Origin of the sequence: Thiobacillus sp. (assembly GCF_018780105.1) — a bacterium.
Classification (GTDB): Bacteria; Pseudomonadota; Gammaproteobacteria; order Burkholderiales; family Thiobacillaceae; genus Thiobacillus.
Genome location: NZ_JADMKC010000005.1, coordinates 337,390 through 360,048 on the forward strand (window position 1 = coordinate 337,390; position 22,659 = coordinate 360,048).

Consider the following 22,659-nt stretch of genomic DNA (forward strand, 5'->3'; position numbering starts at 1 on the left):
TTAAGCTTTGTCGAGATAGCCGGTGACTTCGAGGCCGAAGCCATCCATCGCCGGCATTTTGCGCGGGCTGGCCAGCAGTTTCATTTTGCCGACGCCGAGGTCGCGCAGGATTTGCGCGCCGATACCGTAGTCGCGCAGGTCGACTTTGCGGTCGGCAACCGGCGCCGGGTTGATGCGGTGCAGCAGCGCATCGGCCGTTTCGGGCCGATGCAGCAATACGATGACGCCGGACTGCGATTCGGCAATGCGTTCCATCGCGCCCATGATCGGCCACGAGTGGCCGCCGCCGGTGACGTCGAGAAAATCCATCACGCTCAGGGGTTCGTGCACGCGCACCAGGGTTTCCTGGTCGGCGTGGATTTCGCCCTTGACCAGCGCGAGGTGGGTTTCGCGTGCGCTGCTGTCGCGGTAGGCGATCAGGCGGAACGCGCCGTACACGGTCTGGATCAGGCGGTCGGCCACGCGTTCGACCAGGCTTTCGGTCTGGTTGCGGTAATGGATGAGGTCGGCGATGGCGCCGATCTTTAGGCCGTGTTCCAGCGCGAACGGCACCAGATCGGGCAGGCGCGCCATGGTGCCGTCGTCCTTGAGGATCTCACAGATCACCGAGGCCGGCTCCAGCCCGGCGAGACCGGCCAGGTCGCAGCCGGCTTCGGTGTGGCCGGCGCGTACCAGCACGCCGCCGGGCTGCGCGCGCAGCGGGAAGATGTGGCCGGGCTGGATGATGTCGGTGGCTTTGGCGTCGCGTTTGACCGCAGCCTGGATGGTGACGGCGCGGTCGGCCGCCGAAATGCCGGTGGTCACGCCTGTCGCGGCTTCGATCGAGACCGTGAACGCCGTGCCGTGCGGCGTCTGGTTGTCGGAGACCATCTGCTTGAGGCCGAGCTGGCGGCAGCGCGCGTCGGTCAGCGTCAGGCAGATCAGGCCGCGGCCGTATTTGGCCATGAAGTTGATCGCGTCCGGGGTGGCGAACTCGGCAGCCATCACCAGATCGCCTTCGTTTTCGCGGTCTTCTTCGTCCACCAGCACGACCATGCGGCCGGCCTTGAGTTCTTCGACGATTTCCAGGGTGGAGGCGAGGCTCATCAGTCTTTGTCCGTTGTTTGGGTGAATAGCGAAAGGCGCTCGACATAGCGCGCGATCATGTCGACTTCGAGGTTGACCCGGCTGCCGGCTTGTAAATGTTTGAGCGTGGTCATCTGCAGCGTATGCGGGATCAGGTTGAGCGTGAAACGCGCGCCCTCCACGGCATTGACCGTCAGCGACACGCCGTTCACGGTGATCGAGCCCTTGCGGATGATGTAGCGCGCGAATTCGGCGGGCGCATCGATTTCCAGCAGGTGCGATTCGCCCACCGCCACGAAGTGGTGCACCGTGCCGACGCCGTCGACATGCCCGCTCACCAGATGGCCGCCGAGCCGGTCGGCCAGACGCAGCGCCTTTTCCAGGTTGACTTCGGCGCCCGGCATAAAGCCGGCGGTGCAGCGCAGGGTTTCGGCGGACACGTCTACCGTGAAGCTGTCGGGGGTCAGCGCCACCGCCGTCAGGCACACGCCGTTGACTGCGATGCTGTCGCCCATGGCGACGTCGGAAAAATCCAGCCCGCCGCCGCGGATGACCAGACGTGCATCCGCGCCGCGCGCGTCGTATTCGTGGATATGGCCGATGGATTGAATAATGCCGGTGAACATGCTCGGGTGGCCTGCAGAAAGACCCAGCATTGTAGGCGTTTAGGCGGGGTGGGTGAACCCCGGCGGGCGATCCGCCTGGATTGATTGATTAAAGAGATGAATATCCTCAATTTGTTACAATCGCCGCATTTGCGAGAATTGCTGCCCAAACCGGCTCCGCAAATTTCGATCCATCGTCAGGCCCGAGCCATGTTCATTACCCGCAGACTGGAATTCGACGCCGGTCATCGCATTCCCAATCACGGCAGCCAGTGCCGGCACATGCACGGCCATCGCTACGCCATCGAAATTACCTTGTCCGGCGAGATCATCCGCACCGAGGGCGCGAGCGAAGAGGGCATGGTGATGGACTTTTCCGACGTCAAGAACATCGCCAACCGTATGCTGGTCAGCCATTGGGATCATGCCTTCCTGGTGTATCGGGACGACCGCGCCGTCGTCGAGTTTCTGGCCAGCCTGCCCGACCACAAGACCGTGGTGTTGCCGGTGGTGCCGACAGCAGAAAACCTGGCGGCCGAAGCGTTCCGCATTCTTGATGCGGCCTATCTGGACACCTACGGCAACCAGCTCCGGCTGGAGCGGGTGCGCCTGTACGAAACCCCCAACAACTGGGCTGACGCCGTGCGTTGAACCTCTATGGACTGCCGCGTTCCGCAAGCCCGCCGCTTAACTTGACCCCGTATCGGCCGATACACAGAAAGGTGCGATCCTTTTTTTGCGCACCGGCGAGGGGTCAGCTTTGAACCGAATGATGGAAAAACTTGTGCATGGGTTCGCCCGGCTGGCCTTCTGGCGCAAGCCGGCGGCTACGATGGCGCCGGCTGAGTCCGATCCTGCGCAACGGCCCGCGGATTCCCGCAGTCCTCGCCATGCGGAGGCGAATGCCGGCGCCTCGGCCGAGCCGGCCGTCGCACCGACAGGCTGGTTCACCCGGATCAAGCACACTTTGCACGGCTGGCTCCGGCTCCCCAACACGCAGACTGAAGCCTTTGAACCCGCGCCTGCTGCAGAGCATTCGGCCCCGAAACGGATGGAACCGGAAGCAAGCGAGACGGTGGCCAAACCATCCGTGCTGGCAAGGCTTAAACGCCTGTTTCATCGCAAACCCGTGCTGGCGCTCGCAGAAAAGGAGGCAGACAGACCACCGGCCAGTTCGCGTCCCGCCCGAACGGCGGGTGCATCGAATCAGGCCGAGCCCGTCGCCGAGGAAGACGCTGCGCCTGCAGGCCATTTTCAGCGCCTGGGCGCAGCACTGGCGAACAAGCGGGTCTGGATCCCGACCGTCGGCGTCGCGTTGCTCGCCGTCATGGGTTCAATGGTGTGGTTGTTGCTGCAATCCGGCCAGGAGAAGCAACAGCTTCAGCTCGAACTGCAGGCCGCAAACAAAAAACTCAAGCAAGCGCCACCGCCCAAGCTGGCCGCCAAAGCGCCCGCGCCTCAGCCCGCTATCCAGTCGCCATCCGCCACAACGAACAGCAGCCCGCAACCGGGCGCAAACGGCGGCGAATGCCTGATTTCAGACCCGAAAAATATTGCTGAGAACCTCAAGAACTGTATCGACGGTTTCAATGCTGTCGCGAACTGATTCGTTGCGGCCCGATGTGGTTTGATGGAACGTGTCGGCGTTTCATGGCAAACAGATTGTCTCTGGGGCGTTCGAGAATCAATATCCGAACCGGGCCAAAAGTAGCCCACAAAGCAGGCGAAATTCGAACTGCCAATCCTGCGCCTTCCACCAACGACACGCCGAAACCCAACCATTTGGCTGATCAGGCACCTGCAAAAACGGCCGCTTTCCAGTGGCCGTTTTTTTGGCTGAAATGGCGCGTATTCGCCTCAGTGTAGAAACGGGTATTGCAGCAGGTAAACCCCGGCACCGGCGAAGTAGCCGAGCAGGGCGAGGCCGCTGATTCTGCGCACGTACCAGAAGAAATGGATCTTCTCCAGGCCCATCGCCGCGACCCCCGCCGCCGAGCCGATGATGAGAATGGAGCCACCGGTTCCGGCGCAATATGCGAGGAATTCCCAAAGAAAATGATCGGGCGGGTAGAGCGCCAGGTCGTACATGCCCATGGCCGCCGCCACCAGCGGCACGTTGTCGACGATCGCGCTGACCAGACCGATGCTCAGCACGATCATGTCCTGCCGTCCGACCGTGTGTTCCAGCCAGCGGGCCAGCGACGCCAGGATGTGCGTGTGTTCGAGCGTGGCCACCGCCAGCAGGATACCGATGAAAAAAACCAGCGAACTCATGTCGATCCGGCTCAGGGCGTGTACCAGCGTCAGCGGCTGCCGGGCTTCCTCTTGCTTGTGGCGATGCAGCAGGTCGCCGACCAGCCACAGGATGCCAAGCCCGAACAGGATGCCCATGAACGGCGGCAGGTGGGTTGCCGTTTTGAAAGCTGGCACGGCCACCAGAATGCCGAGCCCCAGAAAGAACATGAGATTGCGTTCGAACACGTCTGTTTGCCGGCCCTGCACGTTGCCCGCCCGCTGCGGGGCGACCACGGCTCGGCCGCGCAGCGCATAGGCGGTCACGGCCAGCGGCACGAGCATGTTGGCCAGCGATGGCAGAAAGACATTCTTCATGATTGCAAGGCTGGTGATCTGACCGCCGATCCACAGCATCGTCGTGGTGACATCGCCGATGGGGGTCCAGGCGCCGCCGGCGTTGGCGGCAATCACGATGATGCCGGCGAAGAACAGGCGGTCGTCATGATTGGCCAGCAGTTTGCGCATCAGCGAAATCATCACGATGGTGGTGGTCAGGTTGTCCAATATGGCGCTGAGAAAGAACGTCACGAATCCGATCTGCCACAGTAATGTGGTCAGCTTGGCCGTCTTGATACGCGCCGTAATGACTTCGAAGCCGTTGTGTGCGTCCACGACCTCGACGATCGTCATCGCGCCCATCAGGAAAAACACGATCTGGGCTGTACCCATCAGCGATTCGCCCAGCTGTTCGCTCACCAGATGGGTATCGCCAACCGACACGGCATAGATCGTCCACAGCAGCCCTGCGCCAATCAGGGCCGAAGCCGATTTGTTGATGTTGAGCGGGTGTTCCAGCGCAATGGCGGCGTAGGCGAGGATGAAAATGATGACCAAGGTGGTGAGCATGTCGATTGCCATAGTGGGCGGTTTGCGTAAGCCGCCGATGATAATCAAAAAAAGCGGGCCGCCCGGAAAGGCGTCCCGCTGGGTCCAAACTGTATTTGCGTTTTACAAAGGCCGGGTAATCACCACGGCGCCGCGCAGCTCGCCTTCCTGGTAGCCAGTGGCCCGATCCAGCGGATAGTCGGCGTTCAGGCGGGCCTTCACGCCATCGGCAATTTTGTCGGCCGGGCCGTGGCAGGTCAGGCAAACCGGCTGGATGGCGATGGCCTTGGCGTAATGCAGGTGCTTGCCGGTCGAGTCGGTGACCACCTGGGCAAATTCCAGGGTGTCGGCCTTCTCGCCGTTTTTCATGCGCTCGGCAAACGAAGCCAGCGCCTCGGCCTGCCATGCGTTGGGCACGCCTGTTGCGGCGTTGCGGGCGCGGGTGCCGACACGGCCGACCTGCCAGCCGGTCTGTTTGGACAAATCGGCCGCAATCTGCGGGGCGATTTCCTTGCACACGCTGATTGATTGCGCAGGGCCGTTCTTGCTCATGGATTCCTTGAGCTTGCCGCCCAGCTGCGTCGCCAGGGTTTTTGCAACGGCGCGGCTTTCTTCGATCTGCTGCGGTTGCGCAGCTTCGACTGTGGACGCGGGCTTGGCTTCAGGCTTGGTTTCGCTGCTTGCGCAGGCGGTCAGCAGCAGGGTGAGCGTAACGATCAACGGGGTTTTCATGGGAACTCCTGTGGGTTGAGGAAAATTAAGGTGCGGGGTGTGGGGTTGGCCTAGTGTCCTTCGACGCAGATTTCCTTGCGCAGCACCGCAAGCGTGGTGCGCCATACCAGCATGGCGACCACCAGGCTCAGCAGGCCCAGCAGACCGGCGGCAAGCCAGCTGTAGAAGGCTGCGCCGGTTTGCTTCGCCATCAATAGCGTGGCGATGGTCATGGCGGCAATGGGGAAGGAATACGCCCACCATGACAGGAAGAATTTCAGCCGTGTGAAATAGCGGTATTGCGTGAAAAGCAGCAGCGTGAAGATGAGGCCGATGAAATACAGCACACGCGCGAAGGCATCCACTTCACCGGTCAGGTTGAACCAGGAAATGAAGCCCACGGCCGGCGGCGCAATGAAGATGAACAGCGTCGGCATGAAGCGGTCCAGCAGGCTGCCGTGGAAGATCAGGCGGTTGAAAATGATGGTGGTCAGAATCGGCCAGAAGAACAGGCCGATGCTGAAAAAGAACCACGAGAGATCGGCCGGCGCATGGTGCACACCCGCGATCGGAATCAGGATGTTGCCCACCACCGGAATGAACCAGGCCGGGTTGAGGTGCGCGATTTCATACTTGGTGTGGTGGATCCAGGACGCCAGCACGTAGAGCGTGATGCCCAGATGCATGATGGAACCGATGGCCCAGAGCCAGTAGGAAAGCGCCGGTTGCAGCTGAACATAGGCGATGGACAACAGCAGAATGCTGATGGAAATGCTGGGGATGAAGGCGAGTTTGACCGGGTGGCGGATCTCGCCCATGACCTCGCCGGGGTACTTGATGCCCTTGAGCGCATAGACCCCAGCCAGTACGACGAACAGAATCGTGGTGAAGGCCAGCAGCATCGAACTGACGCAACAGCCCGGGTCGAACACATGTTCGGCCCGGTTCCAGGCAATGCTGAATCCGGTCAGTCCCATGATGATGGAGAAAGCCGAGACCGGGAAATTTTTCAGGCGAGAACCTGATTCAGGGTGGCTGGCTTCAGTCATGCCCGGCTCCGTTCTTTTGCGTTAGCGATATGTTGCCTTCGGCAGCCAGATCGGTCATGGGCATTCGGAACACCTCGAATTGGGTGAAATATCAGAATTAAACAGCAGCAAGTCCGGGCTTGTTGCGGCCTGCAGGCAGCCGGCCGCAGGCCAGGTTGGCCGGGATGGCGATGTCCATCAGCTTCGGATTGGACAGCACCAGGCCATTCATCAACTCGATGTACTGCGCACGCGTGGTGTTTGCCAGGCGCGGATTGTGGCGTTTTTCCTCGCCGATGGACGATGCGGTCCAGCCCTTGTAGTCGTGAGCCGGGTAGACCAGCGTGTCATCGGGCAGCTTGAACAGCTTGTCGACGATGGAATCCCAGGATTTGCCCGCGTCGCCGGCCTGAAAGTCGGTACGGCCAGTGCCGCGGATCAGCAGCACGTCGCCGGTGAACACCGCCTGCGGCTGCTCGGGATTGAGCACGAAGCTGAACGACTCGTTGGTGTGGCCCGGGGTGTAGACCGCGCGCAGCTTGATGCCGTCGACGTCGAGCAGGTCGCCTTCGCGCACATGCTCCGACACGCATTCGGCCTGGGTGAACTCGCCCATCAGGGTGCTGCAGCCAGTCGATTCGCGCAGGTCGCCCAGCCCGGTGACATGGTCGGCGTGGGTGTGGGTATCGATGGCGCGCACCAGCTTCAATTCCAGATCGGAAATGGCCTTCAGGTAGTGCGGCACCATGTCCTTGACCGGGTCGATGATGATGGCTTCGCGGCCGGTGCCCGACGCGATCAGGTAAGTGTAGGTGCTCGATTCAGCATCAAAAAATTGACGGAACAGCATGCTTCTCTCCTTGCCGGATGGATGTGGCACCCGGAAACTGATCCGATAGCGTCGGACCGCGCTTCTTGTGGCTTTATAATTGAGCAAAAGACTCAAGTAATTGAGCAAGCCTTGTGCCAAGATGGCCTGACTCAAACACCTATCGATATACGATTGATTCGTTTGAATTAAATTCGAATTGCGTGAGTTGGACAGGCACTGTTTTCAATAAATCCGTGTCGATATTGGCATTTCAGGCAATGGAGGCTGCCATCGGTGGCGGTTGGCTGACTGTATGAAGGCTGCAGCCGGTGCGTCTTTTTTCCGGGCTGCAGACCCGGATGTTGCGTTCCAGCATGCCGTGCGACCACAGGCCATTAACGCATTCGTGCACAGACAGCGTCTGTGACATGAGTCACAAAGCCTTGCGCTTTTACGGGTGGAATCGGGCGTCTGGCTGGAATGCTCGGGACGGGCACTTGTGCGGTCAGCCCAGGCTCAGGGCGGCATGTTGGCGGAAGAGAGCAGGAGTCGAACCTACCAGGGACCGCCTGGCGGCCCCTCCCGGTTTTGAAGACCAGGCGCCCCACCGGGGAACGATCTCTTCCGTGTTTCAGGGTGCCGTCCATTCGGGCATTGCGCCGTCGTGGCGCAACACGTGGTCGTCGCGGACGCGGCGAGTGTAGCCGATGCGATCGAAGAATTCGAGAATCTGGGTCGCCACCTTGCGGCCGCCACCGCCACCGTCAAAAATCCTGTCGCGCAGGCTGGCGATGCACGCACCATCCGCTTCTTCGCCAAGTGCGCGCACGATGGCGGCCAGTTCGGCAACGGCAGCAGCGGTGTAGTAGTGATCGTGGGCCACGGGGTAGAGCTCGCCGGCGCGGGCGATGCGCTTGAACAACTGGCGCACGCTGTCTTCCGGCGTGCCCGTCGCGTTGGCCACGTCGCGCACGCGCGGCGGGTTGTAGGGGGCGCTGTCGAGCAGCGGCCTGAGTGCGGCGAACAGTTCGCGGTCGGCGGCGGAGACGCTGACACCGTGCGTCGGCAGGTGCAGCCAGGCGCGCGTCTGTGCAACGAGGCCCAAGGCCAGCAGTTCGGCGCAGAGCGCGTCGAAGGCGAAGCGCGGCAGCCCAGGCACAGTCATGCGGCGCAGCCGTTCGCGTTCGACGCCGATCATGTCCGGCGCACGCGCGTGCTCGGCGGCGAGCGCATCGACCAGCCTTGCCCCGAGCGCTTCCCATGCCGCCGCCGCAAATCCGAGTGCGGCGTTGCCGTCGCGCATCACGCGCAGGCCCGCGCGCTGCCACAAGGCGTCGGCATCCGCCTGCGCGAGGTTCCAGTTCACGGCAAAGTGATCGAGGTCGATGCCGGCCGTGGCCTGCCCGGCAAGAAGCCCCAGCGCGACGGCCGGATCGTCGTTGCGCAGCGCGTCGAGCAGGGCGAGCCGCTGCGGCGCGCGTTTGTGTCGCGTTGGCGGAAAGATGTCGAGCACGCGGCCGCCGGCGACGGTGCGCTGTGCAGCGGCATCGCGCAGGATGAAACGGTCGCCGCGCAAGGCCGGGGTGTCGCGGTCGAGCAGGATCTCGACCAGGGCCGTGGCGCCGGCCCCGACTTCCTGGCAATCGAGCAGCGCCACCCGCCCGGGAATGTCCTCGGTGCCCAGATGCACGTGCACGACCTGCATGTGGGCAAGTGGCTTCTGTCCGGCGGGTACGCGCAGTTCCGCGTGAAAGCGCGACAGCGGCATCGCGAGCGCCGGATCGACGATCCACATGCCGCGCGCGACATCCTTCTTTTCGAATCTGCCTGCGAGCGCGAGCGCGCACCGTTCCCCGGCGTGGCCGACTTCGGCGGGCCTGTCCTGCACGTGCAGGCCGCGCACGCGCGCCTTCAGCCCCGGCGGGGAAACGAGCACGCTGTCGCCGACCCGGACACTGCCTGCATGTGCCGTGCCGGTCACCACCGTGCCGACGCCGGTGATCGAAAAAGAGCGGTCGATCGCGAGCCGGAAACGGCCTGCCTCAAGCCGTCGGGGCAGGTCGGCAGCAGCGGACTCCAGGTGCGCGCGCAGCGCAGCCACGCCTTCGCCCGTGCGCCCCGATAGCGGGAAGAGCGGGCTGCCGGCCAGTCCGGTGCCGGCGACGAGGGCCGCCACTTCCTGGCGGGCCGCGTCCAGACGCTGTGGCGAAACGGCATCGATCTTGGTCAGGGCGATTGCCCCGTGGGTCAGGCCGAGCAGATCGAGCAGTTCGAGATGCTCGCGCGTCTGCGGCATCGGCCCGTCGTCGGCGGCGACGACCAGCAGCACGAAGTCGATGCCGGTGGCGCCGGCGAGCATGTTGTGGATGAGCTTCTCGTGTCCCGGCACGTCGATGAAACCGAGTACCGAGCCGTCGGCCAGCGGTGCGTAGGCGTAGCCGAGGTCGAGCGTGATGCCGCGCGCCTTCTCCTCGGGCAGACGGTCGGCGTCCACGCCGGTGAGCGCTTTCACCAGCGTGGTCTTGCCGTGGTCGATATGGCCGGCGGTACCTACGAGCATGCGAATCCAGCCAGGTTGGCGGCGAATTCCGCTTCCTCGTGCGTGGCCAGGCAGCGCAGGTCGAGCAGCAGCGCGCCCTCGTCGATACGGCCGATGACCGGACGCGGCAGACCACGCAACGCGGCCTCGATGCGATGCAGCACGCCGCTCTTCCTGCCCTGCGGACGGATGGCGATACCGGCGGAGAGCAGGCGATCGACCGGCAACGAGCCGGAGCCGATCTGCGACCTGAGCGGGACGATCTCGACGTTCACGGGCAGAGCGGCCAGAGCGCGCTGCACGGCCGGCAGCAGACGTTCCGCGGCCGCGCGGATCTGCGCTTCGGGGCGGGTCAACTGGTGGAGCGCGGTCAGGCGCTCGTGCAGGCGGTCGGGGTCGCGGTAGAGGCGCAGCACGGCTTCGAGCGCGGCCAGCGTGAGCTTGCCGACGCGTAGCGCACGCTTCAATGGATTCTTCTTGATTTTGGCGATCAGCTCCTTGCGGCCGACCAGCAGGCCGGTCTGCGGGCCGCCGAGCAGCTTGTCGCCGGAGAAGGTGACAAGGTCGGCGCCGGCGGCGATGTTCTCGCGCGGCGTCGGCTCGTGCGGCAGCCCCCAGCGTTCGAGGTCGGTGAGCGCGCCGGAGCCGAGATCGACGACGAAGGGCAGGCTACGTTCGTGCGCCAGCGCGGCGAGTTCGTTTTCCGGCACGGCATGGGTGAAGCCCTGGATCGCGTAGTTGCTGGCGTGGATTTTCATCAGCATCGCCGTGCGCGGCGTCAGGGCCTCGCTGAAATCCTTCAGGTGGGTGCGGTTGGTGGTGCCGACCTCGACCAGTTTCGCGCCCGCGCGCTTCATGATGTCGGGCACGCGGAAGGCGCCACCGATCTCGATCAGTTCGCCGCGCGAGATGATCACTTCCTTGCGCTGCGCCAGCGTATTGAGCAGCAGGAAGACGGCGGCGGCATTGTTGTTGACCACGGTGGCGGCCTCGGCGCCGGTGAGTTCGCACAGCAGCTCGTTGACGATGTCGTCGCGGTCGCCGCGGCCGCCGCTCTCGATATCGTATTCGAGGGCGCAGGGATTGCGCGCGGCGGTGATCAGGGCAGCGACGGCTTCCTCCGGCAGCGGCGCGCGGCCGAGGTTGGTGTGCAGTACGGTGCCGGTGAGGTTGTAGACAGGACGCAGCCTGGGGGTTGCAAGCGCCGTCGCGTCGGTCCCGATCCTGGCGATGAGGCTCGCGGTGTCCGGAAGCGGCGTGCCGGAACGAACCGATTCGCGTGTCCCTGCCAGCACGGTGCGGACGAGTTGCGTGACGACCACGCGGCCATGGATGTCAATCAGGGCTGTGACGGCCGGGTCGGACAGCAGTCGGTCGACCGAGGGAAGTTGTGCAAACAAATTCATGATTTCACCTGACCAGGCAGAAACGCATTGACGTAATTCTAGCCCCTCGGGCCGCGCATGGCTGTGCAGTCTGCCCACCCACAAAAGTACCGCCACGGGAGCGGGGTTTCGGGGGATGAAAGGCCCGGAGTCTTAAATTTCAGCGGTCGCTAGCAGCAGGATGGGGAAGTTGCCCAACAGCGTGCCGGTGGCATAGGACAGCAGCAAGGCAGCAGGCGCTGTCGCATGGCTTCTGGAATAGTCAGCAGCAAGGCCGCGCCGCGCCATGGCGCCGACGCTGCCGGGCCGGTTGAAACGGATGGCGAAAATCATGCGCGTCGCGGCCTAGGCGGCTGCGTGCTCGCAGACATGGACGGCTTCGCCCTGATTGCGCATGTGGTCGGCCAGCCTGGCGATGGCGTCATACAGTTCGCAGCGCAGGGAGGCGTCGGCCACTGTTTCCTCCAGCGCGAGCTTCATGCACAGCAGCCATTGATCACGTGCGGCGCTGTCGACTTTGAACGGCAGGTGGCGGCGGCGCAGCATCGGGTCGCCATATTTTTTGACGAACAATTGCGGGCCGCCCATCCAGCCGGAGAGGAATTCGTACAACTTGTCCGCCGAGCCCGACAGGTCGTCGGGATGGATCTTGCGCAGGGCATAGGTTTCGGGCAGTTCGTCCATGATTTCGTAGAAGCGGCGGGCCAGTTGCTTCAGGACGGCATCGCCGCCGATGCGCTGGTAGTGGGTTTGGGTTTGCATGGTTTGTCCTGGAAAACCTGTCTCGGAAAATCTATTTCAGAAAATACTGCACATAAAAAACCAGCGCTGTGCCCATGCCCAGCCAGGCCACGAGCGGGCCGAGCAGAACGCGCAGCACGCGGTTCTGCGGGATGAAGCCGATGCCGTGCACGAAGCCCGCCGACATGCCCCACATGATCAGCGTGAGCAGGCCGTGACTGATGGCGCTGCCATCGTGCGTGGTGAGGCCGCGCGGCAGCAGGGTGATGAGCAGCATCAGCGCCAGCGCCATGAGCAGCGACAGCGTGCGTGAGCCGGCAGAATCGAACAGGGTTTTCACAGCCAGGCGGGGTGCGGCGTCAAGCGCATACGCGTGCCGCGACTTGAGTTCCCGTTGCGGTTTTGAAGGGGGCCGGCGTGGCCGTGATCAGGCGTGCGGCTCATTGCCGGCGCCCTGTTTGCGGGCTTCGTCGAGCGCGCATTCCTTGGCGTCGCACATCATCGCGCTCATCGAGGCGAGCAGTACGGCCATGGTGACTCCGAGTATCCAGGCGAAATACCACATGGTTTTTTCCTTTCAATAGTCGAGATGCAGGGTGACGGCTGCGCCGCTTTCAGGCAGCGTGACCGCTGCGTCCTTGAACGCGGGCTTGCCGGTGACCTTGGGGTTGTTCGACAGTCCCCAGCCTTCCTGCGGGATCATGCCGAACAGGCGGTTGAGTTCGCCGTTGCCGTCCTCGTCGTGGTAGGCCATGACGGCGTATTGGCCGGGTTCGAGGCCGTCTAGCGCGAGGGTATTTTGGCCGGCAGGCAGCACATGACGCTGGCTGGCGCGCGCTTCCTTGGGGAAGCCGTCGGCCTGATTGAACAGCAGCACGGTGAGCGCTCCGCCGCCGGGTTTGACGCCGTCAAGGGTGACGGTGAGCGTGGCGGCGTCGGACGGCGGCAGGCAGAGCAGCAGAGGCAGGGCGAAATAACAGGCGTTCAGCATGTTGCGTTCCTTAATAGGCGGATTTGTCGTTGGCCGCGATGTATTCCGTCGTCACCTTGCCCCACATCACCTTGTAGCACCACGAGGTGTAGAGAATGATCAGCGGCATGAAGATCACCGTGGCGCCCAGCATCAGGCCGAGCGTCAGATGCGAGGACACGGCGTCGTACACAGTGAGGCTGGAACGCGGATCGGTGGACGAGGGCATGATGAAGGGAAACATCGACACGCCGGCGGTGCCGATGATGCCGGCAGCGGCGGCCGACGACGACCAGAACGCCAGCCCGGCCTTTTTCAGCTGCGCGAACATCACGCCGAGCCCGAGCGCGGCAAACGCCGCGATCGGTACCCAGATCGCCCAGTCGTAGCGGTTGTAATTGAGCATCCAGGCGCCTGCCTTGACGACGACGGTCTTGTACAGCGGGTCGGGCAGGCTGTTGCCGTCGATGGCGCTGGTGATGACATAGCCGTCGATGCCGCTGGCCACCCACACGCCTGCCAGCGCGAACAGCACCAGGGTGAGCGAACCGGACAGCATGCTGGCGGTGCGCACGCGGCGGTAGATGTCGCCTTCGGTGCGCATCATCAGATAGTTCGCGCCCTGAAACGTGATCATGCCCAGACTCACCAGACCGGCCAGCAGCGCAAACGGATTGAGCAGCGCCCAGAAGCTGCCGGTGTAGGTCGACATCATCAGGTCGTTGAAGTGGAAGGGCACGCCCAGCAGCAGGTTGCCGAAGGCAACGCCGAAGATGATCGGCGGCACCGCACCGCCGATGAACAGCCCCCAGTCCCAGGTGCTGCGCCAGATCGGGTTCTGGATCTTGGAACGGTAGTCGAAACCGACCGGACGGAAGAACAGTGCCCACAGCGCGGCCATCATCGCCCAGTAGAAGCCGGAGAATGCGGTGGCGTAGACCAGCGGCCAGGCCGCAAAGATCGCGCCGCCGGCGGTGATGAACCACACCTGGTTGCCGTCCCAGTGCGGGGCGACGGTGTTGATCACGGCGCGGCGCTCGAGGTCGTTCCTGCCGACGAAGGGCAGCAGCACGCCCATGCCCATGTCGTGGCCGTCCATGATGGCGAAGCCGACCAGCAGTACGCCAACCAGCAGCCACCAGACGAGTTTGAGGGTTTCGTAATCCATGTCAGCTCCTTAGATCCTGTTCGCCGGGGCGCCTGCGGGCAGCGGACCGCCCCCGCCGGATTGCCGGGTTTCGCCGTTGTATCTGCCAGTGCCGAGGCTGGCCGGGCCGAGCCGCGCGTATTTAGTCATCAAATACATTTCAACGACCAGCAGCACGGTGTAGAAGCCGACGAAGCCGGCGAGCGAGCCGTAGAGGTTGCCGACCGAAATGTTCGATACGGAAATGTGCGTCGGCAGCACGCCATAGATGGTCCACGGCTGGCGGCCGTATTCGGCGACCACCCAACCCAGTTCGGCCGCGATCCAGGGCATCGGGATGAACCACAGCGCCCAGCGCAGCAGCCATTTCTTCTCGATGAAGGTGCCCTTGACCGAATAGAACAGCGCCAGGCCGAACAGCAGCAGGAAAGCGAAGCCCAGTGCGACCATGATGCGGAAGCTCCAGAACAGCGGGGCGACCCTGGGGATGGTGCTGTCCACCGCCTGCTGGATCATTTCGGGCGTGGCCTGCGCCACGTCGACCGTGTACCGCTTCAGCAGCAGGCCAAAGCCGAGGTCGGCCTTGTGCGCCTCGAAGGTGGCCAGGGCCTGCGCGTTGTTGCGGTCCTTGCGCAGCCGTTCCAGCGCGACCACCGCATGGATGCCGGACTCGATCCGGGTGCGGTTCTTGTCCTTGATTTCCTTGATGCCGGGCAGGGTTTCGGTGGTCGAGCGGGTGCCGATCAGGCCAAGTACGTAGGGAATCTGCAATTCGTAGTCGTTGCGCTGCGCCGCCTCGTTGGGCAGCGCGAACACGGTGAACGCGGCCGGGGCGGGTTCGGTTTCCCACATCGCTTCGATCGCCGCCATCTTGGCTTTTTGCGATTCGCTCACGGTGTAGCCCGATTCGTCGCCCAGCACGATCACCGACAGTGCCGAGGCGAAACCGAAGCCGGCGGCGATGCGGAACGAGCGGCGCGCGAAGTCGAGGTCGCGGCCTTTCAGCAGGTAGTAGCTGGAAATGCCGAGCACGAACAGCGAGGCGGTGACGTAGCCGGCCGACACGGTGTGCACGAACTTGGCCTGCGCGGTCGGGTTGAACACGATGGCCCAGAAATCGGTCATTTCCATGCGCATGGTGATGTAGGAAAACTCGGCGCCGATCGGGTCCTGCATCCAGCCGTTGGCGATCAGGATCCACAGCGCGGACAGGTTCGAGCCCACCGCCATCAGCACCGTGACCATGAAATGCTTCCACTTGTTGAGGCGATCCCAGCCGAAGAAGAACAGGCCGATGAAGGTCGATTCGAGAAAGAAAGCCATCAGGCCTTCGATCGCCAGCGGCGCGCCGAAGATGTCGCCGACGTAGTGCGAGTAATACGCCCAGTTGGTGCCGAACTGGAATTCCATGGTGATGCCGGTGGTCACCCCGAGCGCGAAATTGATGCCGAACAGCTTGCCCCAGAAACGCACCATGTCCTTGTAGATCGGGCGGTCGGTGATGACGTAGGTCAGCTCCATGATCACCAGGATGAACGCGAGGCCGAGCGTCAGCGGTACGAACAGGAAGTGATACAGCGCAGTGACGGCAAATTGCAGCCGGGACAGGTCGACGAGTTCTTCGGTCAGCATGGGCGTTCCTTGGGGCTAGGGTGAAGTGTGTTGCTGCGAATTGACAAGACGGTCGGCGACGCTGTCGGCATCGGGATCCACCGCGCGGCCATCGAAGAAGGCATAGAAGATCGCCACGATCACCAGCAGTTTGATGGCGATGGCCAGCGCGATCTCGCGGCCGAGCGGATGCTGCAGGAAATCGGGCAGGAATTTCTTCATATGGTTCTCAACTCCTTTATGGGCAAGGGCCGTGCCAGGCAATGCAACAGAAGCGGGTAAATTTATTTACGCAATATCAACAGCATAGAAGAGCTGCGGGTACAGGCTACCCGGGAATTGCTGACAGCCCTGGCAACAGCCAGTAAGGTTGCATGACATAAATGACAGTCAAGCCGAATCATGTCCCCCACCAACGAACTCATTAGCTTTCTCGAAAACCATCCCGACGCACAAATTGTAATGGACGTCGATTACCGGATTTTGGCGGCCAATGCGGCATATCGCCGCATCTACGCGGGCGGGCGCGACGTGATCGGGCAGACCTGTTACGCGGTGTCGCACGGCTACAGCCGACCCTGTGACGAATGCGGCGAATCCTGTCCGCTGGCTGCCAGCCGTGCCAACGGCGAACCCAACCGGGTGCTGCACCTGCACCATACGCCGCGCGGCGACGAGCATGTGGACGTGGAATTGACGCCGATCATCGGCGAGTCGGGCCAGATCGAGTATTTCGTCGAACGCATGACGACCGTGCGCGAGGCCAGCAGTCTGCCGGCTGAAAAGGGCCTGGTCGGCAAGTCGCCGGCGTTCAACCGCATGCTCGAACTAGTGCGCCGGGTGGCGCCGTCCAATACGGCCGCCTTGCTGCTGGGGGAATCCGGGACCGGCAAGGAGCTGGTTGCCCAAGCCATCCATCAACAAAGCGATCGTGAGCACGGTCCCTTCGTGGTGGTGGAGTGTTCGGGCCTCACCGAAACCCTGTTCGAGAGCGAACTGTTCGGCTATGAAAAAGGCGCGTTCACCGGTGCCAACCAGCGCAAGATTGGTCTGGTCGAATCGGCCGCGGGCGGCACGCTGTTTCTCGACGAGGTGGGCGATATTCCGCTGAGCCTGCAGGTCAAGCTGCTGCGCCTGCTGGAAACCGGGACCTTTCGCCGGGTCGGTGGCGTGGAGACGCTACGCGCCGATTTCCGCCTGATCGCCGCTACTCACCGCGACCTCAAGGGCATGGTCGAACGCGGCAGTTTTCGTCGCGACCTGTATTACCGCCTGAGCGTGTTTCCGATATTTCTGCCCGCGCTGCGCGAGCGCCGCGCGGACATTGCGCTGCTGGCCGAAACCCTGCTTACCCGGCTGGCACCGGGACGCATCTACAACCTCAGTCCGGAGGCGCTGGCGAGACTTCAGGCATACGATTTTCCAGGCAATATCCGTGAGCTGCGCAACATCATCGAGCGTGCCATCCTGATGGCGGACGGCGACACCCTGCTGGCCGAGCACCTGCCGCCCGAACTGACAGGCGAAGCGGTAGCGGGCATTCCGGATATGGATATCGTGCCGCTGGAAATGGCCGAACTGCGCTACCTGCAGTGGGTGCTGGCCAGGCACAACGGCGATCGCAAGTCGCTCGCCGCGCAACTTGGCATCAGCGAGCGCACTTTGTACCGCAAGCTGGCTGCGTGAACCAGGCTGAAAGGGGCCCTAGCCGGGCAGGGCGATTTTCTGGTCGGTGCTGAACTGGTAGTCGTGGAAGACCTGCTCGGCGGTGAGCAGCTGGTAGCTGCCATCCTCCAGCCGGCGGGTGGTGTCCTTGAGGCGGTAGGTGGTCTGGCCACAGGTCCATATATCGAAGTTGCGCATGTGGGTGCACAGACAGGTCTTGTCCTTGACCGAGAGCTTTTTCACGTCCGGATGCAGCGCTACTTCGCGATTCCAGGCGTCAATGTAGGCGCAGTTGCCTTTGGCGTCGAGCAGGTAGCCGTAGGCTTCGCAGTTGGGGCGGATGCCGTCGCCGATACCGGGACTGCCTTTCAGCATGCGCATCGGGTAACCGGTCGGCGAGATCGTGTTGACCTCGATGTCATCTTCGCTGGCCTTGAAATACTCCTGCTTGATCTTGTCCGGCAGGCCGCATTCCTGGGTGACGGTAAAGCGGGTTGCCACCTGCACCGCCGCTGCGCCCTGTTCGAGGAAGGCCGCCGCATCGCTGCCGGTGAAAATGCCGCCGGCGGCGATCACCGGAATGTCGAGATGCTCGGCCTTGAGGAAGGCCAGCACTTCGCTGACCAGCGTGCGCAGATCGTATTTCCACCAGTCCTCGATGCCAAAGCCCAAATGGCCGCCGGCGAGCGGGCCTTCCACCACGATGTAGTCCGGCAGCCGCTGCAGCCGCGCGTTCTTGCGTAGGAACATGCCCAGTGCGCGCGCCGACGACACGATGATGCCGAGCTTGGCGTCGCGAAAACGCGGGTGGTCCTCGATCAGCGCGAACGAACCGAGATGCAGTCCGGCGGACAGCGTGATGCCGTCGATGCCGGCGTCGAGCGCCGCCGACAGCCGCACGCGCAGGGTGTCGCGCGGCGCGTTCATGGTGAGCTTCTCCATGCAGTTGATGAAGATCAGTCCGTCGCCGCGCTTCGCCTCCATGGTGCGGCCGACGTGGCTGCGCGTGGCTTCTTCCAGCGTGGGCAGGCAGAACTGCACGGAGGATTTGTCGCTGTTGGCGACGTTGGCTTTGTATTGCTTGAGCTTGGCGCTGACGAACTTGGTGTCGAAGCGAGTGTCGGACACGGTCTGCACCATGGCGTCGGAGATATGGCCGATACCCCCCAGGCGCGCGACTTCCAGTGCCAGTTCGGCGCTCGAAATATCCACGCCCATGCCGCCGATGATGATCGGGACCAGCTCCTGTTTGCCAAAGCGCAGGCGAAAATCATCCACTCGTTTCATGCTGTTCCTTAATGTTTTTGTTGGCAGGCCTGTCCGCTTGTCAGGCTTGGCTCTCCATTCGAAGGCCTAAATTGTATCCACAACCACCCGGATGGGTCGGTAATTATTCCGCTTGCGGATATCCTGCAGTTTTTAAAGATGGGGTTTGAATTGAATACGGGGAAACGCAATTTCTGGATCGGCAACGCCGTGCTCACGCTGGCCATGGTGATGCTGTTTTTCATGGGGCAACTGTCGGAAGCGATGGGTATCTGGGCTGCTGTGCTGTGGATGGCGCTGGCCGCGGTAGGCGTAGGCCTGGTGATGTCGGACAAGTCGGGCGAGCCGCCGACGCCCGACTGATCCGCTGCATTCAGGTTTTGTTGACGACCACGGTCTGGCCGGCGCGCACCTTGTTGCCATTTTTCAGATCGGGATTCCAGGCCTTGATTTCACTCAGGCTGACATCGAAACGCTCGGCGATGGCATGCAGGGTGTCGCCGCGCTTGACGGTGTAACGGGTCGATTTGGCCGGTTTTTTAGCATGCTGGCTGAGGCTGGCGTGTTTGTCCTGCCGCATTTCGCGGGCAGTTGTCGTCGTGGCGGGCAATTGAATGCGCTGGCCGGCCTGTAACCTGCTGTCCAGTCCGGGATTGGCTTCGATAAGCTGGGCTGCACTCAAACCGTAGCGGCGGGCGACGCCGTACAGGGTTTCGCCGCGCTGAACCAGATGGTGAGCTGGATTCGGGCTGGCTGCTTCCTCTTCGGCTGCAGTTTCGAACGGGGCCGCGGCACCGCGTCCCTTGACTGGAACCAGGATGGTCTGGGCGCTGACCAGCTTGCCGCGCTTGAGATGAAACTGGTTGAGCTCGGTGAGACGATCGAGGCTGACATCGAAACGTTTGGCGATGTCCTGCGGACGTTCGCCCTTTTTCGCTGCGTACGGTTGCCAGGAGTCCCAATCGCCCGCTTCCAGATTGCGCTGGAACTGATCGGCCTTGTCGACCGGCACCAGCAAGGTGACGGGCGTGTCGGAGCGGATCAGTTTGCGCGGAAAGGCCGCATTCAAGGCCATGAAATCATCGGTATCCATGTTCGCCAGACGGGCGGCGGAATGCATGTCCAAATTGGCATGGACGGGGATCTGGTTGAAATACGGCTGATTGGGCAGGGTGTCGATGACCAGGCCGTATTGTTCGGGATTGCGGATGATGTGCTTGATCGCCAGCAACTTGGGCACGTAGTTGCGGGTTTCGGGCGGCAGCGTCAGGCTGGCGTAATCGGTGGGCAGGCCCTGTTGCACGTTCTTCTGGATGGCGCGCGCCACACAGCCTTCGCCGCAGTTGTACGCGGCGAGCGCGAGTTGCCAGTCGCCAAAATCGAGGTAGAGCTTGCTGAGGTAATCGAGTGCGGCATTGGTGGCAGCCGGGAAGTCGCGCCGGCCGTCGTACCAGGTGTCCTGCTTGAGCCCGTAATGGCGTCCGGTCGAAGGAATGAATTGCCAGATGCCCGACGCTGAAGAGGTAGACAAAGCGGTGGATTTGAACGCGCTTTCGATCATCGGCAACAGCGCGACTTCCATCGGCATGGCGCGGCGATCGACTTCCTCGACGATGTGATACAGATAGCTGCGCGAGCGGCTGACCATGCGGCGCACATAGTCCGGCCGTGCGGCGTACCAGGATTCGTGCACGGCAACGAGCGGGTTGTCCGACGCGGCATCGTCGATCTTGAAACCGCCGCGGATACGCAGCCAGACGTCCTCATGATCGTCTTCGGACGCGGCGAGCGTGTCAGGGGTGTTGGACGCTTCATTGCCCCATTCCAGCGATTGCATCATCGGGGAGGGGTCTGCTGCGCTGACCGTCAGGCCGAAACATGCGGCCAGAATGGCCAGGCCCAGTCGGGTCAATGTGTGATGAGTTGCTTTGATTCCGGGCAAGATCGCCTCCCGTGCTCAATTTAGAGCCGCCATTTTACCCCGCGCGATCCCGGTTCAGGCATCCCATTCATCCTTTGCAGCCCGAATTGCGCCGAATACTTCTGCCGGGGTGGGATTTTCGCAACTCAAATATGCCGCGGCAAAAGCCACCATGGCCGGGTCGTGAAACCGCAGAAAGGGGTTGGTGGCCTTTTCCAGCGCCAGGGTCGAGGGCAGGGTGGGCCGGTTTTGCACCCGCAACGCGCGGTCGGCACGTTCGCGTTCGCGCAATGCGGGATTGTCGCCCGCTATGGTTTTGGCGAAGTCAATATTGCTCAGGGTGTATTCATGCGCGCAGCAGACTCGGGTAGCATCGGGCAAGGTCAGGATGGCCTCCAGACTGGCGGCCATGATGGCTGGCGTGCCCTCGAACAGCTTGCCGCAGCCACAGCCGAAAACAGTGTCGCCGCAGAACAGGTTGCCCTGTCCGACGTAGCTGAGATGGTCGAGCGTGTGGCCGGGCGTAGCCAGAACCTCGAAGTGCAGGGCAGGTTCGCTGAGCGTGACGGCATCGCCGCCGCGCAGGGGGTGCGTGACGGCTGGGATGCGCGGATTGTCCGGCGCATAGATGGCGCAGTCATAGCGTTGACGCAACGCGAGGTTGCCGCCAGTATGGTCGCGGTGGTGGTGGGTGATGAATACGGCCGTCAGGGCGAGTCGATGGGCGTCGAGAAACGCGATCAACGGCGCCGGGTCGCCCGGGTCGACTGCGATGGCATGCCGGTCGTCATGCAGCACCCAGATGTAATTGTCGTAGAACGCAGGCAGGGCAATGAGTGTCAACATGGCATGTCGCTGAAACAGGAGGTGGGCTATGTTATCCAAGCTGGACGCCGGATGGTTTGAAACCCCGCTCGGGCAGCATTTGCTGTTCCGCGAGCAGCGCTATTTCGATCAGGCGGTTTCCGATGTGTTCGGTTTCAACGCGGTGCAGGTGGGCTTGCCGCACATCGATTTTCTACGCAACAGCCGTATTCCGCTGCGGGTGCATTGCGCCGTGGAAGCGCCGGCGCAGGTGAACGCCGACCCGATGTTCCTGCCGTTCGAAAGCCAGTCGCTGGATTTGCTGCTGTTGCCGCATGTGCTGGAATTCAGCGCAAATCCGCATCAGGTCCTGCGCGAAGCCGAGCGCGTGCTACGCCCGGAAGGCCGCCTGGTACTGGCCGGATTCAACCCGCGCAGCCTGTGGGGGCTGGCGCACCAGTTGAAGGGCAGTGAGCGTGGCTATCCGTGGAACGGCACTTTCCTGAACATATCGCGGGTGAAAGACTGGATGGTTTTGCTGGGGCTGGAGGTGGCGGGCGGCAGCATGTGCTGTTACCGTCCGCCGATCAACCGTGAAAACTGGCTGCGACGCTTGCGCTTCATGGAACCGGCGGGCGACCGCTGGTGGGCGATGGGCGGCGGCGTATATTTCTTGCAGGCGGTGAAGCGCGTGCAGGGCATGCATGTCATCCTGCCGCAATGGAAACACGCAGTGGCGCCGCGTTTGCTGGCACCCGCAGCCAAAGTACTGAACTCAAAAGTCATCAATCTCAACCAGCATCGAATCAGCCGTGAGCTCTGACACTATTTACATTTACAGCGATGGCGCCTGCAAGGGCAATCCCGGCATCGGGGGCTGGGGGGCGCTGTTGGTGACCGCAGGCCACCGCAAGGAAATCTGCGGCGGCGAGCGCGATACCACCAACAACCGGATGGAAATGACGGCCGTGATCCGCGCGCTGGAACAGCTCAAGCGTCCTTCCACGGTCGAAGTCCACACCGATTCGCAATACGTGCAAAAAGGCATCAGCGAGTGGCTGCCCGGCTGGAAGCGTCGCAACTGGCGCACCAGCGACGGCAAACCGGTGAAGAACCAGGATCTGTGGCAGCAACTGGAAAGCCTGAGCCAGCAACATGAAATAGCGTGGAAATGGGTGCGCGGCCATAACGGCCATCCGGAAAACGAACGCGCGGACGAACTGGCCAACCAGGGCGTGCTGCAGGCGCAACAACACTGACATGCAAAAGA

The 22,659-nt window shown here is 62.7% G+C and carries 25 protein-coding genes and 1 tRNA gene; 6 read left to right on the top strand and 20 right to left on the bottom strand.

The genetic code is table 11. From position 1 onward, the window contains the following. Both ribBA and IV098_RS05970 read right to left on the bottom strand, forming a co-directional pair. Positions 1-1,086 carry a bifunctional 3,4-dihydroxy-2-butanone-4-phosphate synthase/GTP cyclohydrolase II gene (ribBA, locus tag IV098_RS05965; protein WP_296886997.1) on the bottom strand — a complete coding sequence of 362 codons (1,086 nt, stop codon included), beginning with the start codon at positions 1,084-1,086 and terminating at the stop codon, positions 1-3. Beyond that, positions 1,086-1,691, bottom strand: coding sequence for a riboflavin synthase (locus IV098_RS05970; RefSeq protein ID WP_296886999.1), 606 nt, complete (start codon positions 1,689-1,691; stop codon positions 1,086-1,088). The genes ribBA and IV098_RS05970 overlap by 1 nt, the downstream gene beginning before the upstream one ends. 189 nt (positions 1,692-1,880) lie before the next feature. Here IV098_RS05970 and queD point away from each other — a divergent pair, with 189 nt between their 5' ends. After that, positions 1,881-2,321: a 6-carboxytetrahydropterin synthase QueD gene (gene queD / locus IV098_RS05975; protein WP_296887001.1), complete on the top strand. Its 441-nt coding sequence runs from the start codon at positions 1,881-1,883 to the stop codon at positions 2,319-2,321. Between the two features lie 118 nt (positions 2,322-2,439). Beyond that, entirely contained in the window at positions 2,440-3,276 is an 837-nt protein-coding gene (locus IV098_RS05980) for a hypothetical protein (RefSeq protein WP_296887003.1), read from the top strand. A 251-nt stretch (positions 3,277-3,527) separates the two neighbouring features. On the opposite strand, the gene nhaD is transcribed toward IV098_RS05980, so the two are convergent. From nhaD to cydP, 15 genes are all read right to left on the bottom strand, one after another. After that, positions 3,528-4,811: a sodium:proton antiporter NhaD gene (gene nhaD / locus IV098_RS05985; RefSeq protein ID WP_296887005.1), complete on the bottom strand. Its 1,284-nt coding sequence runs from the start codon at positions 4,809-4,811 to the stop codon at positions 3,528-3,530. A gap of 102 nt (positions 4,812-4,913) precedes the next feature. Next, entirely contained in the window at positions 4,914-5,522 is a 609-nt protein-coding gene (locus IV098_RS05990) for a DUF3365 domain-containing protein (RefSeq protein ID WP_296887007.1), read from the bottom strand. Positions 5,523-5,572: 50 nt separating this feature from the next. Beyond that, entirely contained in the window at positions 5,573-6,550 is a 978-nt protein-coding gene (locus tag IV098_RS05995; RefSeq protein WP_296887009.1) for an SLAC1 anion channel family protein, read from the bottom strand. Between the two features lie 97 nt (positions 6,551-6,647). Next, positions 6,648-7,379 (bottom strand): MBL fold metallo-hydrolase, encoded by a 732-nt coding sequence (locus IV098_RS06000; protein WP_296887011.1) that lies wholly within the window; start codon positions 7,377-7,379, stop codon positions 6,648-6,650. Positions 7,380-7,870: 491 nt separating this feature from the next. Continuing rightward, positions 7,871-7,966, bottom strand: a tRNA-Sec gene (locus tag IV098_RS06005). 5 nt (positions 7,967-7,971) lie between these two features. After that, on the bottom strand, positions 7,972-9,900 hold the full coding sequence (gene selB / locus IV098_RS06010; RefSeq protein WP_296887013.1) for a selenocysteine-specific translation elongation factor: 1,929 nt from the start codon (positions 9,898-9,900) through the stop codon (positions 7,972-7,974). Continuing rightward, positions 9,891-11,285, bottom strand: coding sequence for an L-seryl-tRNA(Sec) selenium transferase (selA, locus tag IV098_RS06015; RefSeq protein WP_296887014.1), 1,395 nt, complete (start codon positions 11,283-11,285; stop codon positions 9,891-9,893). The genes selB and selA overlap by 10 nt, the downstream gene beginning before the upstream one ends. Positions 11,286-11,417: 132 nt before the next feature. After that, positions 11,418-11,597 (bottom strand): hypothetical protein, encoded by a 180-nt coding sequence (locus IV098_RS06020; RefSeq protein WP_296887016.1) that lies wholly within the window; start codon positions 11,595-11,597, stop codon positions 11,418-11,420. 12 nt (positions 11,598-11,609) lie between these two features. Beyond that, positions 11,610-12,026, bottom strand: a complete 417-nt coding sequence (locus IV098_RS06025; RefSeq protein ID WP_296887018.1) for a group II truncated hemoglobin — start codon at positions 12,024-12,026, stop codon at positions 11,610-11,612. A 31-nt stretch (positions 12,027-12,057) separates the two neighbouring features. Beyond that, on the bottom strand, positions 12,058-12,345 hold the full coding sequence (locus IV098_RS06030) for a cyd operon YbgE family protein (protein WP_296887020.1): 288 nt from the start codon (positions 12,343-12,345) through the stop codon (positions 12,058-12,060). Between the two features lie 87 nt (positions 12,346-12,432). Beyond that, positions 12,433-12,570, bottom strand: coding sequence for a cytochrome bd-I oxidase subunit CydX (cydX, locus tag IV098_RS06035; protein WP_296887022.1), 138 nt, complete (start codon positions 12,568-12,570; stop codon positions 12,433-12,435). 12 nt (positions 12,571-12,582) lie between these two features. Further along, positions 12,583-12,996, bottom strand: a complete 414-nt coding sequence (locus IV098_RS06040) for a DUF2141 domain-containing protein (RefSeq protein WP_296887025.1) — start codon at positions 12,994-12,996, stop codon at positions 12,583-12,585. A gap of 10 nt (positions 12,997-13,006) precedes the next feature. Then, positions 13,007-14,143, bottom strand: a complete 1,137-nt coding sequence (cydB, locus tag IV098_RS06045) for a cytochrome d ubiquinol oxidase subunit II (RefSeq protein WP_296887027.1) — start codon at positions 14,141-14,143, stop codon at positions 13,007-13,009. A 9-nt stretch (positions 14,144-14,152) separates the two neighbouring features. Further along, on the bottom strand, positions 14,153-15,754 hold the full coding sequence (locus IV098_RS06050) for a cytochrome ubiquinol oxidase subunit I (RefSeq protein WP_296887029.1): 1,602 nt from the start codon (positions 15,752-15,754) through the stop codon (positions 14,153-14,155). Between the two features lie 15 nt (positions 15,755-15,769). Then, on the bottom strand, positions 15,770-15,955 hold the full coding sequence (gene cydP / locus IV098_RS06055; protein ID WP_296887031.1) for a cytochrome oxidase putative small subunit CydP: 186 nt from the start codon (positions 15,953-15,955) through the stop codon (positions 15,770-15,772). A gap of 180 nt (positions 15,956-16,135) precedes the next feature. On the opposite strand from cydP, the gene IV098_RS06060 reads away from it, so the two are divergent. Beyond that, positions 16,136-17,419, top strand: coding sequence for a sigma 54-interacting transcriptional regulator (locus tag IV098_RS06060; protein WP_296887033.1), 1,284 nt, complete (start codon positions 16,136-16,138; stop codon positions 17,417-17,419). 18 nt (positions 17,420-17,437) lie between these two features. On the opposite strand, the gene IV098_RS06065 is transcribed toward IV098_RS06060, so the two are convergent. Beyond that, positions 17,438-18,685: a nitronate monooxygenase gene (locus IV098_RS06065; RefSeq protein WP_296887035.1), complete on the bottom strand. Its 1,248-nt coding sequence runs from the start codon at positions 18,683-18,685 to the stop codon at positions 17,438-17,440. A gap of 150 nt (positions 18,686-18,835) precedes the next feature. On the opposite strand from IV098_RS06065, the gene IV098_RS06070 reads away from it, so the two are divergent. After that, entirely contained in the window at positions 18,836-19,027 is a 192-nt protein-coding gene (locus IV098_RS06070; protein ID WP_296887037.1) for a hypothetical protein, read from the top strand. A gap of 10 nt (positions 19,028-19,037) precedes the next feature. Here the strand turns inward: IV098_RS06070 and IV098_RS06075 are convergent, their stop codons facing one another. Beyond that, on the bottom strand, positions 19,038-20,606 hold the full coding sequence (locus tag IV098_RS06075) for a LysM peptidoglycan-binding domain-containing protein (RefSeq protein ID WP_296887039.1): 1,569 nt from the start codon (positions 20,604-20,606) through the stop codon (positions 19,038-19,040). A 54-nt stretch (positions 20,607-20,660) separates the two neighbouring features. Continuing rightward, complete coding sequence (gloB, locus tag IV098_RS06080) at positions 20,661-21,431, bottom strand: hydroxyacylglutathione hydrolase (RefSeq protein WP_296887041.1); 771 nt, start codon at positions 21,429-21,431, stop codon at positions 20,661-20,663. A 28-nt stretch (positions 21,432-21,459) separates the two neighbouring features. Between gloB and IV098_RS06085 the strand changes: the two genes are divergently transcribed. Together IV098_RS06085 and rnhA are read left to right on the top strand one after the other, a co-directional pair. Beyond that, positions 21,460-22,212, top strand: coding sequence for a methyltransferase domain-containing protein (locus IV098_RS06085; RefSeq protein ID WP_296887043.1), 753 nt, complete (start codon positions 21,460-21,462; stop codon positions 22,210-22,212). Then, the gene (gene rnhA, locus IV098_RS06090) at positions 22,202-22,648 is read left to right on the top strand and encodes a ribonuclease HI (RefSeq protein WP_296887045.1); all 447 of its coding nucleotides are present in this window, start codon (positions 22,202-22,204) and stop codon (positions 22,646-22,648) included. The genes IV098_RS06085 and rnhA overlap by 11 nt, the downstream gene beginning before the upstream one ends. Positions 22,649-22,659 lie beyond the last annotated feature (11 nt).

Coding starts and splice junctions, on each gene's coding strand:
- ribBA (WP_296886997.1), bottom strand. CDS start 1,086: ATGAGCCTCGCCTCCACCCTGGAAATCGTCGAAGAACTCAAGGCCGGC.
- IV098_RS05970 (WP_296886999.1), bottom strand. CDS start 1,691: ATGTTCACCGGCATTATTCAATCCATCGGCCATATCCACGAATACGAC.
- queD (WP_296887001.1), top strand. CDS start 1,881: ATGTTCATTACCCGCAGACTGGAATTCGACGCCGGTCATCGCATTCCC.
- IV098_RS05980 (WP_296887003.1), top strand. CDS start 2,440: ATGATGGAAAAACTTGTGCATGGGTTCGCCCGGCTGGCCTTCTGGCGC.
- nhaD (WP_296887005.1), bottom strand. CDS start 4,811: ATGCTCACCACCTTGGTCATCATTTTCATCCTCGCCTACGCCGCCATT.
- IV098_RS05990 (WP_296887007.1), bottom strand. CDS start 5,522: ATGAAAACCCCGTTGATCGTTACGCTCACCCTGCTGCTGACCGCCTGC.
- IV098_RS05995 (WP_296887009.1), bottom strand. CDS start 6,550: ATGACTGAAGCCAGCCACCCTGAATCAGGTTCTCGCCTGAAAAATTTC.
- IV098_RS06000 (WP_296887011.1), bottom strand. CDS start 7,379: ATGCTGTTCCGTCAATTTTTTGATGCTGAATCGAGCACCTACACTTAC.
- selB (WP_296887013.1), bottom strand. CDS start 9,900: ATGCTCGTAGGTACCGCCGGCCATATCGACCACGGCAAGACCACGCTG.
- selA (WP_296887014.1), bottom strand. CDS start 11,285: ATGAATTTGTTTGCACAACTTCCCTCGGTCGACCGACTGCTGTCCGAC.
- IV098_RS06020 (WP_296887016.1), bottom strand. CDS start 11,597: ATGATTTTCGCCATCCGTTTCAACCGGCCCGGCAGCGTCGGCGCCATG.
- IV098_RS06025 (WP_296887018.1), bottom strand. CDS start 12,026: ATGCAAACCCAAACCCACTACCAGCGCATCGGCGGCGATGCCGTCCTG.
- cydX (WP_296887022.1), bottom strand. CDS start 12,570: ATGTGGTATTTCGCCTGGATACTCGGAGTCACCATGGCCGTACTGCTC.
- IV098_RS06040 (WP_296887025.1), bottom strand. CDS start 12,996: ATGCTGAACGCCTGTTATTTCGCCCTGCCTCTGCTGCTCTGCCTGCCG.
- cydB (WP_296887027.1), bottom strand. CDS start 14,143: ATGGATTACGAAACCCTCAAACTCGTCTGGTGGCTGCTGGTTGGCGTA.
- IV098_RS06050 (WP_296887029.1), bottom strand. CDS start 15,754: ATGCTGACCGAAGAACTCGTCGACCTGTCCCGGCTGCAATTTGCCGTC.
- cydP (WP_296887031.1), bottom strand. CDS start 15,955: ATGAAGAAATTCCTGCCCGATTTCCTGCAGCATCCGCTCGGCCGCGAG.
- IV098_RS06060 (WP_296887033.1), top strand. CDS start 16,136: ATGTCCCCCACCAACGAACTCATTAGCTTTCTCGAAAACCATCCCGAC.
- IV098_RS06065 (WP_296887035.1), bottom strand. CDS start 18,685: ATGAAACGAGTGGATGATTTTCGCCTGCGCTTTGGCAAACAGGAGCTG.
- gloB (WP_296887041.1), bottom strand. CDS start 21,431: ATGTTGACACTCATTGCCCTGCCTGCGTTCTACGACAATTACATCTGG.
- IV098_RS06085 (WP_296887043.1), top strand. CDS start 21,460: ATGTTATCCAAGCTGGACGCCGGATGGTTTGAAACCCCGCTCGGGCAG.